Genomic DNA, 19,068 nt, shown 5'->3' with positions numbered 1-19,068 from the left:
GATCTGGTGCCGCAAAACCGCAGGAGGTATGAGGATGCGCCGTTTTTCAAAACTGATGGCCCTGTTTCTGGTTCTGCCGTGGCTGGCGGCCTGTGATGCGGTGGTTGCAAGCGGCCCCGATGATGATGAAATCACCACGGCGGTGATCGAACGGTTTCGCAGCGATCCCTATGCCCGGGTCGGCCATGTGGAAAATGTCACCAAAACCAACAGTGTCAAAAACGGCACCGACGAGGTGGTGGTGATGGTGCGGTATGATCTGGTGTTTGATCGCTCGATTTCCGAATTTGCCGATGATGTCACACAACAGGGCAAACAGGCAGGCGACCTTGACGCGCTGGGCAATGTGATGGGCGATGCGGTCGAGGTGATGAAGATGAAAATGCTGGCCCTGAAAGAAGGCGGTTTTACCGTCGGTGACCGCCGAAGCATCAGCAATGAAATCCGGCTGGTCAAATCGGAACAGGGCTGGATTTACCGGCCATAAATGTGTGAAGCAGACTCAAAAACGGGGAACCTGATGGGCTCCCCGTTTTTTGTGTCTGGTCCGTTCGGATGCTGTTGTCAGTCCTGCAAGGATGCCAGCAGGCCGGGCGGGGGGGCGACATCGTCACCGCCAAATTGCAGATGGTCAAAATCATTCAGATTATTGACCTTCATGATGGCGTGCAGGCTGTCGACATATTCGGCACCGCGTTCGGAATATTGGGTCAGGCTGGTCGCCAGTTCCCAGCCGGTGATGTCCTGACCGCTGGCGCGCATATCGGCGCGGGCCTGACGCAGCCCGGCATAGGCCGGATGGGAATTGATGTTGCGGGCATAGGCGCGCACGGAATCCATCAGACTGTCAAACGCCTTGATGACGTGGGTTTTGCCTTCTTCACGGTTTTCCGGGACGATGCCTTCATCCTCGTTCCAGGCCCATTGCCCGAACAGCGCATTGCCATTGCGCACGAACCGCGAGGTGCCCCAACCGCTTTCCTCGGCCGATTGCGCAAGCATCAGGGAGGGCGGGATGACATCAATGCGTTCCAGCAGCGCGGCCGTGCCGCCTTCGCTGATACGATATTTCTTCATCAGCCCGTCGATCCATTCTTTTTCCGACGGTGTGGCGGCAATGCCGGAATATTCATTGCGCCGGATCGACAACAACCGGTCACGATTGGCGGAAATTTCCTCGTTCACTTTCAGCGACAGCGGCAACATGATGCGCAGGAAAATGCGCTTGCGCTCGTCCACTGATGCCAGATCGCGCAGGCCCTTGGGCACGCGATTGATATAGACGCGCGGGACATGGGTGGCATCTTCAAGTGTATAACCAATGCTTTTGAAATACTGGTCAAGGGCGACAACCTCGGGGTTGCGCTGATAGAGTTTCTTGACCTTGGCCCGCACCGGCTGTTCCGGTGTTTCTGCGGTGATATCACCCGACATGGCCAAAGGCTTAGGTGATATATCCCATCCGCCAAAAGCACCAAAATACTGTAAAAATACTGCTCCGATAAGCGAAGCAAGCGCAATTTTCCTGAAATTGCCTTGTTTTGCGCTAATCATATGCGTTCTCCAGGATGATGAACCTGTTGGTCTTGCGCGAGCGCTCATATATGCCCCCATGGGCCATCGGGCGCAACCCGCAATGTAAACCAAAAGGCGACAGCCCGCAGGCACGTTCGCTTTTTGCTTTGCATGACAACGCCCGAAAGACGATTAAAATCGCCCCGGGCGTTTCAAAAGGTTTCGAATCGGTTAATTATTCAGCCATCACGGCTTCGACGGCCTGCACTTCAGGCACGTAATAGCGCAGCATGTTTTCGATACCCATTTTCAGGGTCGCGGTGCTGCTGGGGCAGCCGGAACAGGCCCCGTGCATTTCCAGATAGACAACGCCTTCTTCAAAGCGATGAAACACGATATCGCCGCCATCCTGTGCCACCGCCGGACGGACACGGGTATCGAGCAGTTCCTTGATCTGGGAAACCAGCTCATCGTCGTCTTCGCTGGCACTGCTTGTGCCGGTGGTTGCACCAGATCCCTGATCAATTACGGGCAGGCCGGAGGTATAATGCTCCATGATCGCGCCCAGAATTTGCGGTTTCAGGGTCTGCCAGTCCTTGCTGTCTTCCTTGGTGATGGTGATAAAATCACCGCCCAGAAAAACGCCGGTGATGCCTTCAACGCCAAACAGTTTGGTGGCCAGCGGCGATTTGATCGCGGTGTCGCTGACGGTAAAGTTGGCCGTGCCCTGACGGCCCATGACGTCTTCGCCGGGCAGGAATTTCAGGGTCGCCGGATTTGGTGTCGGTTCGGTTTGAATAAACATGTGTCTTGCAATCCTCTTGCTGCGGCGACCGGGGCTTGCGCCCGCACGGATACCGTCAATTTCAGTGCTTAGGCCCTAAATGGGGCAAAATCGTGAAAAGATCAAGTCCGACCATGCAACTCAGGTATTCACCATTCAACCCTGTGGATATCAGCGTTGCAGGATACTGGAAATTTCATTCATCTGGGTGCGGGCGCGGAGCAAATAGAAACCAAGTCCGGCCAGATGGTTGGGCATCAAAATGCCATCGGCCGACCCATTGATCACCACCACCGGGTCAAGGGCGGCGGCGGCTTGCAGCGACTGAATCATTTCCGCCCAGACATTGGCGACCTGCCGTTCGGCAATCACCTGGGAAAAATCGGTGCCCAGATCCCGCATGATCAGGCTATAGGCATAAAGGCGGCCCTTGGTGGCATAAAACACATCATCGGCGGTGCGATCAAACAGCGATGGTGCTTCGACCTTGTCATCAATCAGGGCCGAGGCCGATCCAAGATCGTTGGCAACCCGGTTCAGGGTTTCCTGCAAATTATCCGCCCGGCGTTCAAAAACAGCCTGTCCTGCGGCCAGACGGGTATTGTAGCGCAGCAGGGCGGCAAGGGCATCGCGATATTGCTGTTCGGAAGTCACACCGGGCAACAGCGATACCGATGGATCAAACACCCATTTGTCGCCGCGAAATTTCAACATGCCGGCGGCATTATCCAGATCACGATCCACCTGGCTGGAACCACGAGTACGACCAATCTGGTCGGACAGTTCGATGGAAAAGCGCGACAGGGCATAAATGATGCCGGTCTGGAAATTCGGCATATTGTCAAGGGCGGCACCGGGCAGAAAGAACGGATCATTGGCGACCCAGCGGTTCTGGTTCACCTCGCGGTCAATCAGGGCGGTGGCGGTGGCAACCGCATGGCTGCCGCCTTCGTAAGAACCGGTGAAATCGGGATTGTCATCGATCTTGTGCACGATGATCATGCCGACCGGGTAATAGATCAGGGCGACAAAAACAATCACGGCAAGGCTGCGCAGCCAGAAACGACCGCTGCCGAAAATCCGGCGCAGGCGCTGCCCGGCTCCGGCGATACCGCGTTTGTTATAAAGATAGTCGTCTTCGATCATGATCCGTTCCGTTCTGTTGGGAAGGCTGATTCCGGTCAGCACCCTAGGCCATATTGCCGGTAAATTGAACCATTCTGTTTGAAAATCAGGCGGGTGATGTTTGCGGCAGGATGACGATATGGGTATCGCGGCGGCAATCGCCAAGGACGGTTTCAAGATCATCGGCGGCAAGGGCAATGCAGCCTTCGGTGCCGCTGTAACCGGGGCGGGCGATATGCATGAAAATCGCCGATCCGTTGCCCGGTATGGCGGGGGCGTCGTTATGGGTCAGGGTCACGACCAGATCGTAAAGACCGTCCTCGCGCCACAGTTTTTCATGGCTGGCGGCACAGGGCAGGCGCACCGGGCGGTTATAGGACGCATGGGCCGGATCATCGCACCAGCCATCATCGGGGGTGATGGCCTGAACAGGCAGGGCCGTCACCGGTGCCGCCCTGCGGTCGGCACGATACAGCACATAGCGCAATTTCCAGCGGCCCACCGGTGTTGCGCCATCGCCTTCGCGTTTGGTATCGGTGATGCCGGTTTTGCCCAACGCACAGCGAAACGACCGGCCCTTGCAAACCAGAATGCCATCGGATGTGACAACAAGATCGGAAGGATGGGGGATGTGCGACATGACGGTTCCTGTATCTGTTTGGCCGAATGTCGGGCAAAGACGGATCAAAAGCAACAACGCCCCGCAAAAGCGGGGCGTTGGGCAAAACCGCGCCGGAAGGCGGACGGTTATTTCTGGTAACGGGTCACACCTTCATTGATCAGGGCGGCGGCTTTTTCAGCACCTTCCCAACCGGTGACCTTGACCCATTTGCCTTTTTCAAGATCCTTGTAGCGTTCAAAGAAATGCTGGATCTGATCGCGCAGGATTTGCGGCAAATCTTCGTGCGATTTGATGTCCTTGTAATAAGGATCGACCTTGTCATGCGGGACACAAATCAGCTTTTCGTCGGCACCCGCTTCGTCTTCCATCATCAAAACGCCAATCGGACGGGCGCGAATCACCGATCCGGCGACCACCGGTTCGCGGAACATCACCATCGCATCGACCGGATCGCCATCATCGCTTAGCGTGTTGGGGATAAAACCGTAATTGACCGGATAATACATCGAGGTGTGCAGGAAACGGTCAACGAAAACCGCGCCGGAATCCTTGTCTACTTCGTATTTGATCGGCCCGCCCTGCGGAATTTCGATCACGACATTCACGTCCCAGGGAACGTCTTTGCCAACGGCGATTTTGCTGAGGTCCATGGGGGATAATCCCTTTTGCAGTGTCTGAATGCGCCCTTTAACGGGCGGAAAAACAATTTCGCCGCCCTTTTATCCTGAAATGGCCTGCGTTCCAAGAACCTGCTTGTACTTCCTTGGTTGCAAAGGTGTCAGGCCGTCATCTCGACCGGCACAAACCGGCTTTGACGCGGCAGATAACGTCCTTCTTCCGTGATCAGATCATTGAAATAATCGCCATTGTAACCGGCATGGGCATGACGTTGCGGGATAGATCGACTATGATACAGGTGAAGCACAGGAGAATCATATTCGATATTCTTGCGCTTGATACCATAGTGGATCATGCGCAACACAAAGTCGGAATCTTCCAGCCCGTGCCCTTCATAATCTTCATCAAAACCGCCAATCGCGACAATATCGTGACGAAAGGCGGCGATATTGCACCCTTGGGCCTTTTTCCAGCAATTCTGATGTGCCCAAAGGCTTTTACGGCTTTGCGGCAGTGGTAGAAACTGAAACGGTCGATTGCACTGACCAGCAAGACCCAGCATGAACAACACGGTGCGGGGCCATTTGTGGAATGCAAAGCGTCTTTTCATGGCGAATTGGGTAAAGCGGCGTTTGAGGAAAACACGTTTTCCGGTAACAAAGCAGCCTGGTTCGGCAGCTTTGCGGTGGCTTGAAACAAAATCGGGCATGAGACAGCAATCGCCATCGGTAAATACGATGATATCGCCTTCGGCGATGCCAATGGCACCATTTCGCACGCGCGACAGCCGATAACCGATATCTTCCTGCCAGAAATGCTTGATCGGCACCGGGGATTTCTGTTGCATCTTTTCGATGACTTTGGCCGTTGCCATGCCGGAGCCGTCATCGGCGACAATTATTTCAAAATTATCATCTTTTTGGTCGATCAGAGATTGTAAAACCATCTCCAATGCATCCGTCCAGTTGTATGTCGAGACGATCACAGAAACCTTATGCACGTATTTCCCCCTTTGGTCCTGATCACAGGATTGAAACGGCTCCCCAGCCGATTTGTCGCAACAGTAATGTTTTGCTAATTGGTCGGCAACGGGCAAAATTGTTAAAAGATGTCAGGAGGGCCCCGCCATTTTGCAATAAAAGGCCCAGGCATGCATAATCATGTCGCGTGGATTGCGATAAAGAGCCTGCCAGTTCAGCATATCTTCTGCCTTTGCCGGGTTGGCGACCAGCCGTGCCGGATCACCCGGTCGACGCGGCGCGTCGGACACGGCAAAACTATTGCCGGTGATTTCCTGACATAAACGCATGATGTCACGCACCGAACATCCCTGACCCGTGCCGATATTGATGGCATCAAAGCCCGGTTTCGACTGATGCAGGACATGATGCAAGGCCGCAATATGGGCGGCAGCCAGATCATCGACGTGAATATAGTCGCGGATGCAGGTGCCATCGGGCGTATTGTAGTCGTTGCCAAATATTTTCAATGCATCGCGGTGACCGGCAGCGGCCTGTAATGCAAGCGGAATCAAATGGGTTTCGGGATCGTGCCTTTCACCGATGCGCCCCTGTGGGTCGGCACCGGCCGCATTGAAATAGCGTAGCGCCAGCGCATGGAATCCATAAATTACCCCATAATCTGTCAACAGGCCTTCAACCATTGCCTTTGATCTTCCATAGGGATTTTCAGGCCGGATCGGCAGCGTTTCGTCAAGCAGGTTCACGTCACAATTGCCATAAACGGCGGCGGTCGATGAAAAAACAATCCGGTGACATTGATGGCGTCGCATCGCTTCGAGCAATATCAATGTACCGGCTGTGTTGATCTCGTAGAATCGGGCCGGTTCGCGCATGGAAAGGCCTGCCTCAATCAGGGCGGCCATATGTATCACGGCATCGGGGCGAAAGGTTTCAAAGGCATGATCAAGCGCATCCCGATCACGAATATCGGCATGAATAAACGTAATATTCGGGGCGACCGCATCGCGATGCCCGTTGGACAGATTGTCATAAACAACCGGCTGATACCCGCTTTCAGATAGTTTCAGGCAGATATGAGAGCCGATATAGCCTGCACCACCTGTCACGAGTATTTTTTTCATCAAATCCGTACTTCCGAAACAGGCAGGACACTGCACAGGGTTACCGTTTATGCGGAATTTTGCCGTCAAAGGCGGCGGTGTCAGGATTGATCAGGCTGCGAATCCAGTCGGCGACGGCGCACACCGCCGGGTCTTTTTCACGGGCCGGGCGGATCAGTAGGCGATACCACCAGCTTGACGTGAATCCCGGGAAATTCAGTTTTACCAACTCGCCGCGATCGACATATCTGCGGGCGACGACATCGGTGCTGGCGACAATTCCCTGTCCGGCGCGGGCGGCTTCCAGTGCCCAGATATGATGGCTGAACGACCAGCAATCATCGAGCGAGAAACGGTCATTTTCAAACCACAGAACAATCTGTTCAAACTGTTCGCTGTCGCTGTCGATCAATAAAATATCGCGCGGGCCAAGGGCGGACACATCAAATTTGTCGGCATTCAGGCCCCGTTCTGCCAGCCAGCGCGGCGAAGCCAGCGCATGATAAACTTCGGGGGTCAGCAATTCGGTGGTCCAGCCTTCGGGGCCGGGCAGGTCCTTGGGGGCGATTTGCAGGGCAATGTCGATATCGAGCGGATCCAGATCATCGTCAAATTCGATCTTGCGAAATTGCACCGGCATATCGGCAGGCAGGCTGACCTTCAGGCCGCCCAGTTCTTCCATCAAAACCGACAGGGCCGGGGTCGCCAGTGCGCCAATGCGAATCGCCCGCCCCTTGTCGGGGCCGATTTCGGCGGTGATGTCGGAAATGCCATTCAGGGCCTCGGTCAGGCGCGGCAACAGCCGTTCGGCCGATTTGGTCATGCCAAGGCCGCGCCCCTTGCGCAAAAACAGCACAACACCAAGGCTTTCTTCAAGCTGGCGCAACTGATGGCTGATCGCGCTTTGCGTGACATGCAATTCTTCGGCGGCGGCCTTGACACTTTGATGGCGGGCGGTGGCCTCAAAGGCAACAAGGGCACGCAAGGGCGGCAATTTACGGCGCATGACAATTTCCGGCAGCAAACGAAAGGAGGAATAAACGGGAATTTCCTGTGTATCAGGCCCGATGCTTTTTGGGGGACAAAAATTTCTCAAGGATGTCTGAAAACTCTTCATTCGTTTTTTCAGGCGCTTGGCGGCAAGATGAGAATCAAGACGGGGTTTCCGGGTTCGAGCCTCCTTGCGCCACCCGTCGCAACCGCACCCCAACGGACCGGAAACCCCGCCTTTCCCGGATTATAAAGGAATATCCCGATGAGTGGAGACAAGCTGCGCCCGGCACGCGCAATGGGCGGCAATTTGCACGGCGTTTTGTGGATGATGGCCGCAATGGCATCGGGCGTGTGTGTCGATGTTTGCGCCAAGCTGGTGGCGGCCCATGTGCCGACCGCCCAGATCATTGGCATGCGGGCCCTTACCACGGTTGCGGTGTTTCTGATTGTTTTGATGTTTATCGGCACCCGGTCGATCCGCACCAGACGTCCCTATGCCCATGCGGCGCGTGGCATCCTTTGGTACAGTTCGCTGTTTTTCGTGTTCTTTGCCCTGCGGCAAATGAGCATCGCCGAGGTCAACGCCTATCTGTTTATCGAATCCTTGCTGATTGTTTTTCTGGCGGTGATTTTTCTGGGAGAAAAACTGACGCGGCGCAAGCTGGCGGCGGCCACACTGGGCCTGATCGGGGTCTGGGTGATGTCGGCCCCGGCGATGAACGGATTTGGCGTGCCGTTGGGGATTGGTGCGGCCCTGATCGGGGCGTTTTGTTTTTCGGCGCAAATGCTGTTTGCCAAGGTTTTAACCCGGACCGAAACCAATTTTTCAATGCTGTTCTGGCCCCAGATTGTGGCGCTGGTGATCTGGGTGCCGGTGGCAATTGTCGTGTGGCAGCCCGCCGCCTGGACCGACTGGCTTTATGCCAGCGGGGCGGGATTTTTTGCGATGGCGACCAATTATATGGTGCTGCGCGCCGTGCGCGTCGCTGATGCCAGCGTGATTTCCCCGGCGACCTATGTCGCCTTGCCGTTTTCGGTGCTGGTGGATTTGATGTTTTTTGACATTCTGCCGACCCCGATTTTGATTGTCGGGGCCGGGTTGATTGTCGGGGCCGTGTCGCTGATTGACTTCCGGGGCGGTGCGAAACCACTGGCCGAGGAAACCACCCTGACAGCGGATCAGGAGGACGCGGCGGAGAGTCCCGACGAAAATGCCGAAACCGCTCCGGCCCGGATTTAGGAAGCCGTCCCATCATCATGACGGGCGCGGGAATCGGCGGGGGACTGATCGCGGGCAAACATGCCGTAATCGCGCGATACATCGGCAATGCGCAGGCGGTAATCGCAAAAAATGCCGTCCCGGCCTTTTTGTTGCGCCAGACGGTGCTGTTCGGTATTGCGCCATTCCGTGACGGCAGCCTCGTCGCGCCAGAAGGAAAGCGACAATATTTTGCCCGGCGCCGTCAGGCTTTCAAACCTTTCGATCGAGATAAAACCGTCGATCCCGGCCAGCAAGGGTCGCAAATCACTGGCGATGGCAAAATAATCATCACGGCGGTCTGGGTGGGGCAGGACTTCAAAAATCACGGCGATCATGGCGTTTCCTTTGGCGCATGTGGCGATGAAGCCAGACGAAAGAACTGGCGTTCTTCGCGCAGGATGAATTTTTCGCGTTGGGCGAATTCATAATTTTCCCGCCCCAGCGGATCCTTGGCAAGACGGGCGCGATAGGATTCGTAATCGGCAAGGCTGGCGATATTGTAAACACCCCATGCGGTGGAAATCGACCCTTCATGTGGCGTGTAATAGCCAATCAGATCCGCCCCGCAGCGCGGAATTGCCTGTCCCCAATTGCGGGCATAGCGGGCAAAGGCTTCTTTTTGATAGGGGTCGATTTCATAGCGGATGAAACAGGTGATCATGATGGTTTTCTCCGTGATCATAAAGAATTCAGGATTTGGGACGTACAGGCAGATTGATGGCCGCCACCCCCAAAAGCGCAGCACAGATGCCCGCGGCCATCATCGGGGTCACGGTTTCGCCCAGAAAAAAGACGCCCAGCATCACGCCAATCCCGGCCCGAAGGTAACTTTGACTGGCGACCCCCATCGAACCCAGGGTGCGGACAAGCCGGAAATACAAAAGCAGGGCAATGCCGGTACAAAAGACCGAAAGAACAAGCGTCGCGAGGATGGCATTGATTGAGGGGGCAAGACTCCACGGGCGTTCCAGCACAAAACTGGTCGGAACAAGACAGATACTGGCCCAGATCATGGTGCCTGCGGCGGTGACAGTGGCCGGAAGACGGGAAAAACGTCGGCCATAAATTGCCGCCCCGGCATAGAGGACAGCCCCCAAAAGCACGGCAGCTTGCCCGGCAACCTGTTGCCCCAGTCCGCGCAACATGTCGGGGCCGACAATCAGGATAACGCCGGTAATCCCCAATCCGGCCCCGATCAGCCGCAACATCCCGACCGATTCATGACGGGTGACAAAGGCCGTTATTAACAAGACGAAAACCGGCGAGGTGGAATTCAGCACGCTGGCAAGGCCGCTATCGACATATTGCTGCCCCCAGGCCAGAACGGTCCATGCCCCGATGCTGTTGAATATGGCCTGAAGAAACAGCATGCGCCATGTTTTGCCATCGCGCGGCAGGCGTTCGCCGCGCCATAGCAGAACCGCAACCAGAAACAGCGCGGCGATGCTGACCCGGATGGCAATCAGGGTAACTGGCGGGATTTCAGCAACGGCGATTTTAATAAAAAGATAAGACGATCCCCAAAGAAGGGCGAGCAAGCCCAGCAGCGCCAGTTCAAGGGGCAATTTCACGGGCAGGCCGGAGTTCGGGGTTGGCGATGTCATGGGGGCTCCAATGGATAAGGGATGGCGTGCCTCATCATTATGCGATTGCCGGACCGGAATGCTTCGATTAGCATCGAAGGATGAAAGAAGGACCGGATATCGCCCGTGTGGCGGCCCTGCTGGGCGATCCGGCGCGGGCCAATATGTTGACCGCGCTGATGGGTGGTCGTGCCCTGACGGCCAGCGAACTGGCGACCGAGGCGGGTGTTACCGCGCAAACCGCCAGTTCGCATCTGGCGAAATTGCAGGACGGACAGATCGTGCTGGCCCGCAAACAGGGGCGGCATCGTTATTTCACCCTGAGCGACCCCGATATTGTCGAAGTTCTGGAAGCCCTGATGGGCATTGCCCAGCGGACCGGGCATAACCGGTTGCGCACCGGGCCCAAAGACCCGGCATTACGCCGGGCACGGGTCTGTTACGACCATTTGGCGGGCGAAATGGGGGTTGTGCTGTTTGACAGCTTGCTGGCCCGAAAATACGTGATTGTCGCGCCAGAAGGCACAGGATTAAGCAATGCTGGAGTCGCGTTTGTCCGCGATCTGGGCATTGATCTGGAATCGTTGCGCCAGTCGCGCCGTCCGCTATGCCGGGAATGTCTGGATTGGAGTGCCCGCCGGTCGCATCTGGCCGGGGCCCTTGGGGCGGCGTTGCTGGATCATTTTTATGCGCAAGGCTGGGCACGGCGCGAAAAGGGATCGCGGGTTGTACTGTTCAGTCCGGCAGGCGAAAAACGCTTTAACGATATTTGTCAGATTTAAATATGGTTATTTCGCCAATAACTGATCGACAAAACCCGGAACAAGAAGTGTTGCCGGGCCATATTGGCAATAATCAAATGCCGTTGTACCGTGGCCCGGTTCCAGATTGAGTTCAATCGTTTCCGCCCCGGCCTGTGCGGCGATTTGAACGAACCCGGCGGCAGGATAAACCGTGCCGGATGTGCCGATGGACACAAACAGGCCGCAATCGGTCAGGGCGCGGTCAATCCGGTCCATTTCCCGCGGCATTTCCCCAAACCAGACGATATCGGGGCGCAAGCCAGCCACATGGCGACAAGACGGGCAGGCCTCATCTCGGCCCAGATCACCGGGCCAGTGATGCTGTTGCCCGCACTGTAAACAGCGGATTTTCAACAATTCGCCATGCATATGGATCAGATTTTGCGATCCGGCACGATCATGCAGATCATCGACATTCTGGGTCACCAGCAAAACATCCCCCGGCCAGTCGCGTTCAAGGCGGGCAAGGGCATGATGGGCGGCATTGGGCAGAATCGCCGGATCGGTCAGCGCCCGGCGGCGGTCATTGTAAAAATGATGCACCAGATCGGGATTGGTGGCGAAGGCTTCGGGGGTTGCAACCTCGGAAATATCATAGCGCGCCCAGATACCATCCGGGTCGCGAAAGGTATGCAGGCCGCTTTCGCGTGAAATTCCGGCCCCGGTCAGAATGACAATCGGGGCGCCTTCATCGCGCAAGGTTTGGATAATGTCGGGGCGCAGCGGCATGAAAATCCTGTTGCATCACACATAAAACGGCCTGCCACGATATCGCAGGCAGGCCGTTTTTGCAGGATGAATTGGCAAGGCCCGGTCAGATAGGCCGATCAGGCAGAAGTATCAACCTTGCCGCCGGGATCATTCGACGGTGCGGCGGCGTCCGCAGGCGGGTTTTTGGTCACACCGACCATGGCCGGGCGCAAAAGGCGGCCCTTGATCACGTAACCGGCCTGCATCACCTGGGCGACATGGCCGTCCGGATAGGCCGGATTGGGCATTTCAAACACGGCCTGATGATGATTGGGGTCCAGTTTTTCGCCCAACGGTTCCAGTTTTTCGATGCCGTTCTGCTCGAACGCCTTAAGCAGGGTTTTTTCGGTCATCTCAACCCCTTCGATCAGGGTCTTGAATGCCGGGTTGTCGCCAATGTCACTGCCGACGGCGTCAAGTGCACGGCGCAAATTGTCGCCAACATCCAGAAGATCGCGGGCGAATTTGGTGATCGCGTAATTGGCCGCATCCTCGACATCCTTTTTGGCGCGCCGACGGGTATTTTCCATTTCGGCGGCAACCCGCAACAGCCGGTCCTTCAATTCGGCATTTTCAGCCTGAAGGGCCGCCAGTGGGTCGGTGGTGTCTTCAACATGTTCCACCGGTTCTGCCAGCGGATCGTTTTCAATGACTTCCCCGACCGCATCGACATCGTGATGGGCGTCTTCCGGGATATTCTTTTCGGTTTCCGACATGGTTAAACCTGTTTGCCTTCATTTTGTGAGGTGGCCTGACACGCAGCGCCACACGAATTAACCAATCAGTCGCCCGACCAGCCGGGCGGTATAATCGACCAGCGGAATGATCCGGGCATAATTGATCCGGGTTGGTCCGACAACCCCGATTGCGCCGACGATGCTGCCTTCGGTGTTCTGATAGGGCGAAATCACCATCGACAGGCCGGAACCGCCAAACAGCTTGTTTTCCGACCCGATAAAAATTTGCACCCCTTGCGCCTCGGACGTGACATCAAGAAGTTCAAGCATATGGTCGCGGGCCTCCAGAATGTTGAAAAGCCGTCTGACAGATTCAAGCTGTTCGATGGTTTCGACATTCTCCAGAAGTTGCGACTGGCCCCGGACAATCAGCGACGATCCCTTGACCCCGCCTGCCCAGGCGGCAATCCCGGCATCAATCAATGTGGCCGACAATTCATCAAGTTCGCGTTTGGTGCGGACCCGCTCGCTTTCGACAAGCTGGCGGGCCTCGTCGATGGTTTTGCCAGCCAGACGGGTATTTAGATAGTTTGACGCCTGTGTCAACGCCGAAGCAGGCATTTCCGGCGGGACTTCGACAATACGGTTTTCAACCGTGCCGTTTTGCGCCACCAGAACCGCCAGAACCTTGCCCGGTGACAGCGGCACAAATTCAATCTGTTTGAGGCGCATGCCATCGGTTTTGGGCGCAATCACCAGCCCGGCACACCGCGACAGCCCCGATAACATCGTGGTGGCTTCGCCCAGCATCTGATCAAGCGAATATCCCGCCCGTTCGCAATTCTGCGTCAACTGGTCCCGATCTGCAGTTGGCAAATCGCCAACTTCCATCAGGGCGCTGACAAACAGGCGCAATCCCTTTTCGCTGGGCAATCGTCCGGCCGAAACATGCGGGGCCACCAAAAGCCCCATTTCTTCAAGGTCGGACATCACATTGCGCACAGTGGCCGCCGACAGATTTTCCGACAGGCGGCGCGCAATGGATCGCGATCCAATCGGCCCGCCGGTTTCGACATAGGCATCGACGATCTGGCGAAAAACTTCGCGGGACCGCTCGTTGAGGTCTTCAAGCACTATATCGTTCCCAAATACCATTCGGCTTTGCCGCAACCTGCCAAAAATTAAAAAACCGGCTACCGGAATTTAGTCAGCCACAGGGCCTGCGTCAATCCACCGCAGGTAACAGGCGACAACGCCCAAATCCGGGAAACTTCTGGACCTTTGCCGGATGCGACATTAGCTTGGCGTCAAATTTGTTTTCGGCGTTGATTCCCGACCCGAACCGATAACCATGAGGTCCCAATCCATGCGCCCGTCCGGCCGTACCCCAGATCAGCTTCGCGATGTGATTATTGAAACCGGTGTCAGCAAATATGCCGAAGGTTCCTGTCTGATCAAATTTGGCGATACCCATGTTTTATGTACCGCCACGGTCGAGGACAAGGTGCCGGGCTGGATGCGCAATTCGGGCAAGGGCTGGATCACGGCGGAATATGGCATGTTGCCCCGTTCCACCGATTCGCGCATGCAACGCGAAGCAACCAAAGGCGGCCAATCGGGCCGGACCCAGGAAATTCAACGCCTGATCGGCCGCTCCATCCGGGCGGTGGCCGATTTGAAGGTGATGGGCGAAATGCAGATGCGCCTTGATTGTGATGTGATTCAGGCCGATGGCGGCACGCGCACGGCCTCGATCACCGGGGCCTATATTGCCGCCCATCTGGCGTTTCAGGGGGTGCGGCGTTTGGGCCTGATCAAGGAAATCCCGCTTAAAATGCCGGTTGCGGCAATTTCATGCGGCATTTATCAGGGCAACCCGGTTCTGGACCTTGATTATGCCGAAGACAGCAATGCCGGGGCCGATGCCAATTTTGTGCTGGCGGGCAATGGCGGCATTGTTGAAATCCAGGCCACCGCCGAAGACATACCGTTTGGCAATGATGCCTTCGAGGCGATGCTGACTCTGGCGCGTGCAGGCTGCAAAACCCTGTTTGCCAAACAGAACGAGGCCCTGGGGCTGTAACCGCCCCAACCCTGTTTCTTTCCCGTAACTGACGATCTGACAGGCATGAGTATGGCCCGCCGCTTTACTGACAAAAAACTGGTTATCGCCAGCCACAATCGTGGCAAAATCGTTGAAATCGCCGATCTTCTGGCCCCTTTCGGGATCGAGGTCATCTCGGCGGCCGATCTGAACCTGCCCGAACCCGAAGAAACCGAAAAAACCTTTATCGGCAATGCGCAGCTCAAGGCGCTGGCCTCGGCACGGGCGGCAAATCTGCCGGCTCTGGCCGATGATTCGGGGCTGGTCGTGGCCGCCCTTGACGGGGCACCGGGGATTTATTCGGCGCGTTGGGCCGGGCCGGACAAGGATTTTGATATGGCGATGGAAAAAATCCATATCGGGGTCGGTGACGATCCGGATCGCAGCGCGGCCTTTATCTGTGCGCTGTCGCTGGCATGGCCGGACGGGCATGTGGAAAATTTTGAAGGCCGGGTGGACGGCGAACTGGTCTGGCCAAAACGCGGCAGGGGCGGTTTTGGCTATGACCCGATGTTCCGGCCCGATGGTTTTGATCAGACCTTTGGCGAAATGGCCCCGGCCAAAAAACATGAAATGAGCCACCGGGCGCGGGCTTTTGCCCTGCTGGTGGCGGCTTGTTTTGCCTGAAATGTCGCGCAAGTGACCGTGATTGAAGGATCGCTGATCATATCGGCGGTCCTTTGATTTTTATGGCATACTGCGTTTTCGCCATCATGAGAGTACGACGTGACCCCCGAAACCGTTCCCTTTGGCATTTATATTCACTGGCCGTTTTGCCTGTCGAAATGCCCCTATTGCGATTTTAACAGCCATGTCGCCGACAAGGTTGATCATGCCCGCTGGCGCGCGGCGTTGCGTGCCGAACTGGCGGCGGGTGCGCAACGCCATCCGGGCCGGGTGGTGGGATCGGTGTTTTTTGGCGGCGGCACCCCCTCGCTGATGGACCCGGAAACGGCCGGAGCGCTGATTGCCGATATCAAAACCTTCTGGCAGGTCAGTGATGATCTGGAAATCACGCTGGAAGCCAATCCGGGCACGGTGGAAATCAACCGCTTTGCCGCCTTTGCCGCCAACGGGATCAATCGTGTCTCCATCGGCATTCAGGCGCTCAATGATCGCGATTTGAAATTTCTCGGGCGGCTGCATAACGCCGAAGAAGCCCTGCGGGCGCTGGACGTTGCCAGCCGCGTGTTTGACCGCTTTTCATTCGATCTGATCTATGCCCGGCCCGATCATGACCCGGTGGCATGGCGGCGCGAATTGCGCGAGGCACTTGATATCGCACGCGGGCATATTTCGCTGTATCAACTGACCATCGAACCGGGCACCAAATTCCATACCCTGCATCAGCGCGGCGAACTGATTATCCCGGGCGAGGATCTGGCGACCGATCTTTATGAAATCACCCAGGAAGAAACCGCCGCCGCCGGATATCGTTGTTACGAGGTCTCGAACCATGCGCGGCCGGGGCAGGAAAGCCGTCATAATCTGGTTTATTGGCGCTATGGAGATTATCTCGGCATCGGGCCGGGGGCGCATGGCCGCGAGGCGGTGATCCAGCCCGATGGCACCACAAAACCGATGGCGGTGCGCCGCCACCGTGCGCCCGATATCTGGCTGGACCGGGTGGAAAAACACGGGCAGGGCACACAGGAAGAAACCCCTTTAAGCGATGGCGAACGTCTGACCGAAATGGTGATGATGGGCCTGCGCCTTGACGAAACGATCCCGCCCGCCCGCTTTGCCCGTATTGGCGGGGCGGGGCCGCGGGATTTGCTGGATAATGACCGGCTGGATGCGCTGATTGTGTCGGGCGATCTGGTCTGTGACGGGGCCGGTTTGCGGGCCACCGCACAGGGCCGCAACCGTCTGAATGGCGTTCTGGCCTATTTGTTTGACGGGCAGAACCCGGAATAACCCAAGGAAAACCGCGCCTTTTTGCCAATTAACCGAAAACCGGCCCCCGGTTTCGTCAAACTGTCAAAAAGGATGTTGACAGTAAATTTTGGCAGCGTATATTGCGCCCCGTTCCGGCGGTTCCCGTCGCAACAAACCCAAAAAGCCCCTATGCCCAGGTGGCGGAATTGGTAGACGCGCTGGCTTCAGGTGCCAGTGGCCGCAAGGTCGTGGAAGTTCGAGTCTTCTCCTGGGCACCATAGCCCTGCAAGTGTGAACCGCTTGCAGGGCTATTGTTTTTGTGCTGCCTAAATCTCTCTGAAATGCCCCACCAAAAATTATCTTCCTAAGGTGTTGGATCATAAGATTGAGCTGCTTCGATTCTCACTAAATTGCAAGGGTACGGGATAACTCTGGAGACAGCTTTTCGGTGGCTGGAATGACTTGAGGGCCCGCACGGCTATCACGTCATCGACTCTCCAGAGTTCAATAATGCGACCTCACGGCGCTAGTCTGTCGAGTACCCGCTTTGCCTGGTCAATCGCCTTGGTGAGTTCCGGTCGGTCGTCATCCTTGCCTGACGGCACATCAACATATTCACCGCTCACCTCGAATGGCTCCGGGCTATAGGTGTCCAGGTAAATGGCGATGTCGCGTGATTGGGGCCTCTAGACCTAGTCCGCTCTTGCCCTGGTCAACCGTACTGACGCGCTTATAGATGACGTAACGCTGCATAGTTTGCCTGCCTTGAAAGGTGTGCCCTTAATCGGCAGATACGGCAACTGTAACAAATATCAATGTTAGTTGTGGGTGTTACGGCTCAAAGTTGATAAATCGCACCTACTGAAGCGCAAAGTTCCCAACGAGCAACATCAAATTTAAGAGGGTGGTACTTGTGACGGGACTCGAACCCGCAAAAGCAATAGCTCAGGAGCTTGTTAAACACGCAACAGTTGTTGTCAGGTATTTAGGCAAGCTCCTGCGTTTACCAATTTCGCCACACAAGCAAGTATAATATATGTCAATGCCGCCATGGTTTCAATAGATTTTTCTGATATTGACGGAACTCGCGTGCGTGTCGTCGTGTTGTAAGGATTACAGAAGACCCAGCGATAGGTTGTGGCAATCAACAAAATAGTATCCCTAAGGGGGGCTTTGAGAGCTTATTGGTAATCATTGGCTCTCAAATTATTCCGAAATTTATTTGGGCTTTGTAGAGTATTACCTTTGAATGTGTTCAATTTATTTTTCAAGGTGAGCCAAAATGAGTCGGCAAGATTTTAACGTTTTTCTACTGATTTTTTTCGGCTTCTTGCTGGGTGGTATGGCGGGAATTTTATTGTCACCCTATTTTTCAGATATCCAATTAGATAGCAGTATTGGAACTGCGATTGGCGCTGCATTGGGTGCGGCGATCACCGTCGGTGGGGCTTTCTGGATAAATCGTAATGAGAGCATTACCAGACGAATGGCAACTTGGGAGAGCTCCAGTGATGCAATCAATGCTCTCGCAGAGAGATACGCGAGCCTGTTTGAGCGGTTTAAGGAGCAGCGCCTCTGTATGATTTCGATTAACTCTTTGTCCGAGTGGGTATGCAAGGCGAAGGAGGAGGGTCTTAATATCCCTTATCAAGGTCCGACAGCTTTTGCCTTGCTGGTGGAGATGAAAAAGAAAACCGAAAATTTACACAAAGAATTGTCGGAGTTTCGAGAGGACATATTCCACGTGGCAGATGGGTTGCCAATGGAGTTTCCCGCATCTGTAAAACTCTCATTAAGGTTATTGGGTCGAGAGTTGCCAGTTGAAGGGTTTAATGAGGTGCTTACATGGTTTCCCGACCTTCGTAACGTGTTGGGTGAGAAAGGTGACACAGCGTTTACTGTTGCCGCAGGCTTGATGTGGTCTGCACAACCCAGTGAACGAATTATGTCTAATATTGGCTCCGATCTTGTTCAGATCGTCAACGGTATTGACGCTAACAAATTCAGTTACACAAAAAGAAGTTAAGCTCAATAGGGAGGGCGTATTATAATCCTTCCATCAAACCTTTAATCCATTCTCGTTCAAGAGTTCGTTGACCCGCGCAGGGTAGTGGAGTTTTTCCACAGCGGAGCGCAGATCAACATACTTGCCCCTTTGTGTAACGACCAATTGTGATGTTGTGACGCTTGTGACCGACCAGCAACTTAATAGTCCCAATTGCTACTCTAATAGTTCGATATAAATCCGACGTGCGGAATGTAGTCCCTGCCG

General features: G+C 55.5%; 21 protein-coding genes and 2 tRNA genes. 8 read left to right on the top strand and 15 right to left on the bottom strand.

Features of this window, described 5'->3' with window-relative positions; all coding sequences use genetic code 11:
• Window positions 1-34 precede the first annotated feature (34 nt).
• On the top strand, window positions 35-487 hold the full coding sequence (locus Q8O73_RS13990) for a hypothetical protein (RefSeq protein ID WP_305558776.1): 453 nt from the start codon (window positions 35-37) through the stop codon (window positions 485-487).
• Window positions 488-564: 77 nt separating this feature from the next.
• On the opposite strand, the gene Q8O73_RS13985 is transcribed toward Q8O73_RS13990, so the two are convergent.
• From Q8O73_RS13985 to Q8O73_RS13950, 8 genes are all read right to left on the bottom strand, one after another.
• Window positions 565-1,434: a glucosaminidase domain-containing protein gene (locus tag Q8O73_RS13985; RefSeq protein ID WP_305558775.1), complete on the bottom strand. Its 870-nt coding sequence runs from the start codon at window positions 1,432-1,434 to the stop codon at window positions 565-567.
• Window positions 1,435-1,750: 316 nt separating this feature from the next.
• Entirely contained in the window at window positions 1,751-2,320 is a 570-nt protein-coding gene (locus Q8O73_RS13980; RefSeq protein WP_305558774.1) for a NifU family protein, read from the bottom strand.
• Window positions 2,321-2,470: 150 nt separating this feature from the next.
• Complete coding sequence (locus tag Q8O73_RS13975; RefSeq protein WP_305558773.1) at window positions 2,471-3,445, bottom strand: DUF2333 family protein; 975 nt, start codon at window positions 3,443-3,445, stop codon at window positions 2,471-2,473.
• Window positions 3,446-3,530: 85 nt separating this feature from the next.
• Window positions 3,531-4,064 (bottom strand): L,D-transpeptidase, encoded by a 534-nt coding sequence (locus Q8O73_RS13970; RefSeq protein ID WP_305558772.1) that lies wholly within the window; start codon window positions 4,062-4,064, stop codon window positions 3,531-3,533.
• A 107-nt stretch (window positions 4,065-4,171) separates the two neighbouring features.
• Entirely contained in the window at window positions 4,172-4,696 is a 525-nt protein-coding gene (gene ppa, locus Q8O73_RS13965; protein WP_305558771.1) for an inorganic diphosphatase, read from the bottom strand.
• 128 nt (window positions 4,697-4,824) lie between these two features.
• The gene (locus tag Q8O73_RS13960) at window positions 4,825-5,649 is read right to left on the bottom strand and encodes a glycosyltransferase family 2 protein (protein WP_305558998.1); all 825 of its coding nucleotides are present in this window, start codon (window positions 5,647-5,649) and stop codon (window positions 4,825-4,827) included.
• 126 nt (window positions 5,650-5,775) lie between these two features.
• Window positions 5,776-6,768, bottom strand: coding sequence for a UDP-glucose 4-epimerase GalE (gene galE, locus Q8O73_RS13955; RefSeq protein WP_305558770.1), 993 nt, complete (start codon window positions 6,766-6,768; stop codon window positions 5,776-5,778).
• Between the two features lie 40 nt (window positions 6,769-6,808).
• The gene (locus Q8O73_RS13950; protein ID WP_305558769.1) at window positions 6,809-7,753 is read right to left on the bottom strand and encodes a LysR family transcriptional regulator; all 945 of its coding nucleotides are present in this window, start codon (window positions 7,751-7,753) and stop codon (window positions 6,809-6,811) included.
• 249 nt (window positions 7,754-8,002) lie between these two features.
• On the opposite strand from Q8O73_RS13950, the gene Q8O73_RS13945 reads away from it, so the two are divergent.
• Entirely contained in the window at window positions 8,003-8,980 is a 978-nt protein-coding gene (locus tag Q8O73_RS13945; protein ID WP_305558768.1) for a DMT family transporter, read from the top strand.
• On the opposite strand, the gene Q8O73_RS13940 is transcribed toward Q8O73_RS13945, so the two are convergent.
• Genes Q8O73_RS13940 through Q8O73_RS13930 form a run of 3 tightly spaced genes read right to left on the bottom strand, consistent with a single transcriptional unit; the run spans window position 8,977 to window position 10,605 of the window.
• A complete protein-coding gene (locus tag Q8O73_RS13940; protein ID WP_305558767.1) occupies window positions 8,977-9,336 on the bottom strand; it encodes an antibiotic biosynthesis monooxygenase in 360 nt (119 codons plus the stop codon). The two genes, Q8O73_RS13945 and Q8O73_RS13940, sit on opposite strands and share 4 nt — an antisense overlap.
• Window positions 9,333-9,662 carry an NIPSNAP family protein gene (locus tag Q8O73_RS13935; protein WP_305558766.1) on the bottom strand — a complete coding sequence of 110 codons (330 nt, stop codon included), beginning with the start codon at window positions 9,660-9,662 and terminating at the stop codon, window positions 9,333-9,335. The genes Q8O73_RS13940 and Q8O73_RS13935 overlap by 4 nt, the downstream gene beginning before the upstream one ends.
• Window positions 9,663-9,690: 28 nt before the next feature.
• Complete coding sequence (locus Q8O73_RS13930; RefSeq protein WP_305558765.1) at window positions 9,691-10,605, bottom strand: DMT family transporter; 915 nt, start codon at window positions 10,603-10,605, stop codon at window positions 9,691-9,693.
• Between the two features lie 80 nt (window positions 10,606-10,685).
• On the opposite strand from Q8O73_RS13930, the gene Q8O73_RS13925 reads away from it, so the two are divergent.
• Window positions 10,686-11,366, top strand: coding sequence for a helix-turn-helix transcriptional regulator (locus Q8O73_RS13925; RefSeq protein ID WP_305558764.1), 681 nt, complete (start codon window positions 10,686-10,688; stop codon window positions 11,364-11,366).
• 6 nt (window positions 11,367-11,372) lie between these two features.
• On the opposite strand, the gene Q8O73_RS13920 is transcribed toward Q8O73_RS13925, so the two are convergent.
• The 3 genes from Q8O73_RS13920 to hrcA form a co-directional block, all read right to left on the bottom strand.
• Entirely contained in the window at window positions 11,373-12,116 is a 744-nt protein-coding gene (locus Q8O73_RS13920) for an NAD-dependent deacylase (RefSeq protein ID WP_305558763.1), read from the bottom strand.
• Window positions 12,117-12,214: 98 nt separating this feature from the next.
• Complete coding sequence (gene grpE / locus Q8O73_RS13915) at window positions 12,215-12,853, bottom strand: nucleotide exchange factor GrpE (RefSeq protein WP_305558762.1); 639 nt, start codon at window positions 12,851-12,853, stop codon at window positions 12,215-12,217.
• 57 nt (window positions 12,854-12,910) lie between these two features.
• Window positions 12,911-13,948 (bottom strand): heat-inducible transcriptional repressor HrcA, encoded by a 1,038-nt coding sequence (hrcA, locus tag Q8O73_RS13910; protein WP_371135091.1) that lies wholly within the window; start codon window positions 13,946-13,948, stop codon window positions 12,911-12,913.
• Window positions 13,949-14,180: 232 nt separating this feature from the next.
• Between hrcA and rph the strand changes: the two genes are divergently transcribed.
• The 4 genes from rph (at window position 14,181) to Q8O73_RS13890 (ending at window position 17,074) form a co-directional block, all read left to right on the top strand.
• Window positions 14,181-14,897 carry a ribonuclease PH gene (rph, locus tag Q8O73_RS13905; RefSeq protein ID WP_305558760.1) on the top strand — a complete coding sequence of 239 codons (717 nt, stop codon included), beginning with the start codon at window positions 14,181-14,183 and terminating at the stop codon, window positions 14,895-14,897.
• A gap of 45 nt (window positions 14,898-14,942) precedes the next feature.
• Window positions 14,943-15,545: an RdgB/HAM1 family non-canonical purine NTP pyrophosphatase gene (gene rdgB / locus Q8O73_RS13900; RefSeq protein ID WP_305558759.1), complete on the top strand. Its 603-nt coding sequence runs from the start codon at window positions 14,943-14,945 to the stop codon at window positions 15,543-15,545.
• 99 nt (window positions 15,546-15,644) lie between these two features.
• Window positions 15,645-16,835: a radical SAM family heme chaperone HemW gene (gene hemW / locus Q8O73_RS13895; RefSeq protein WP_305558758.1), complete on the top strand. Its 1,191-nt coding sequence runs from the start codon at window positions 15,645-15,647 to the stop codon at window positions 16,833-16,835.
• 152 nt (window positions 16,836-16,987) lie between these two features.
• Window positions 16,988-17,074 (top strand) — tRNA-Leu (locus tag Q8O73_RS13890).
• A 627-nt stretch (window positions 17,075-17,701) separates the two neighbouring features.
• Here the strand turns inward: Q8O73_RS13890 and Q8O73_RS13885 are convergent.
• A tRNA-OTHER gene (locus tag Q8O73_RS13885) sits at window positions 17,702-17,821 on the bottom strand.
• Window positions 17,822-18,078: 257 nt separating this feature from the next.
• Here Q8O73_RS13885 and Q8O73_RS13880 point away from each other — a divergent pair.
• Complete coding sequence (locus Q8O73_RS13880; protein ID WP_305558757.1) at window positions 18,079-18,822, top strand: hypothetical protein; 744 nt, start codon at window positions 18,079-18,081, stop codon at window positions 18,820-18,822.
• The last annotated feature ends 246 nt before the right edge of the window (window positions 18,823-19,068 follow it).

It is taken from the genome of Thalassospira sp. (assembly GCF_030690045.1).
Classification (GTDB): domain Bacteria; phylum Pseudomonadota; class Alphaproteobacteria; order Rhodospirillales; family Thalassospiraceae; genus Thalassospira.
This window is presented reverse-complemented; position numbering and strand designations above follow the sequence as displayed.

Bases quoted from the DNA above. Each gene is read 5' to 3' on its own strand.
- Q8O73_RS13990 (WP_305558776.1), top strand. From the start codon at position 35: ATGCGCCGTTTTTCAAAACTGATGGCCCTGTTTCTGGTTCTGCCGTGG.
- Q8O73_RS13985 (WP_305558775.1), bottom strand. From the start codon at position 1,434: ATGTCGGGTGATATCACCGCAGAAACACCGGAACAGCCGGTGCGGGCC.
- Q8O73_RS13980 (WP_305558774.1), bottom strand. From the start codon at position 2,320: ATGTTTATTCAAACCGAACCGACACCAAATCCGGCGACCCTGAAATTC.
- Q8O73_RS13975 (WP_305558773.1), bottom strand. From the start codon at position 3,445: ATGATCGAAGACGACTATCTTTATAACAAACGCGGTATCGCCGGAGCC.
- Q8O73_RS13970 (WP_305558772.1), bottom strand. From the start codon at position 4,064: ATGTCGCACATCCCCCATCCTTCCGATCTTGTTGTCACATCCGATGGC.
- ppa (WP_305558771.1), bottom strand. From the start codon at position 4,696: ATGGACCTCAGCAAAATCGCCGTTGGCAAAGACGTTCCCTGGGACGTG.
- galE (WP_305558770.1), bottom strand. From the start codon at position 6,768: ATGAAAAAAATACTCGTGACAGGTGGTGCAGGCTATATCGGCTCTCAT.
- Q8O73_RS13950 (WP_305558769.1), bottom strand. From the start codon at position 7,753: ATGCGCCGTAAATTGCCGCCCTTGCGTGCCCTTGTTGCCTTTGAGGCC.
- Q8O73_RS13945 (WP_305558768.1), top strand. From the start codon at position 8,003: ATGAGTGGAGACAAGCTGCGCCCGGCACGCGCAATGGGCGGCAATTTG.
- Q8O73_RS13940 (WP_305558767.1), bottom strand. From the start codon at position 9,336: ATGATCGCCGTGATTTTTGAAGTCCTGCCCCACCCAGACCGCCGTGAT.
- Q8O73_RS13935 (WP_305558766.1), bottom strand. From the start codon at position 9,662: ATGATCACCTGTTTCATCCGCTATGAAATCGACCCCTATCAAAAAGAA.
- Q8O73_RS13930 (WP_305558765.1), bottom strand. From the start codon at position 10,605: ATGACATCGCCAACCCCGAACTCCGGCCTGCCCGTGAAATTGCCCCTT.
- Q8O73_RS13925 (WP_305558764.1), top strand. From the start codon at position 10,686: ATGAAAGAAGGACCGGATATCGCCCGTGTGGCGGCCCTGCTGGGCGAT.
- Q8O73_RS13920 (WP_305558763.1), bottom strand. From the start codon at position 12,116: ATGCCGCTGCGCCCCGACATTATCCAAACCTTGCGCGATGAAGGCGCC.
- grpE (WP_305558762.1), bottom strand. From the start codon at position 12,853: ATGTCGGAAACCGAAAAGAATATCCCGGAAGACGCCCATCACGATGTC.
- rph (WP_305558760.1), top strand. From the start codon at position 14,181: ATGCGCCCGTCCGGCCGTACCCCAGATCAGCTTCGCGATGTGATTATT.
- rdgB (WP_305558759.1), top strand. From the start codon at position 14,943: ATGAGTATGGCCCGCCGCTTTACTGACAAAAAACTGGTTATCGCCAGC.
- Q8O73_RS13880 (WP_305558757.1), top strand. From the start codon at position 18,079: ATGAGTCGGCAAGATTTTAACGTTTTTCTACTGATTTTTTTCGGCTTC.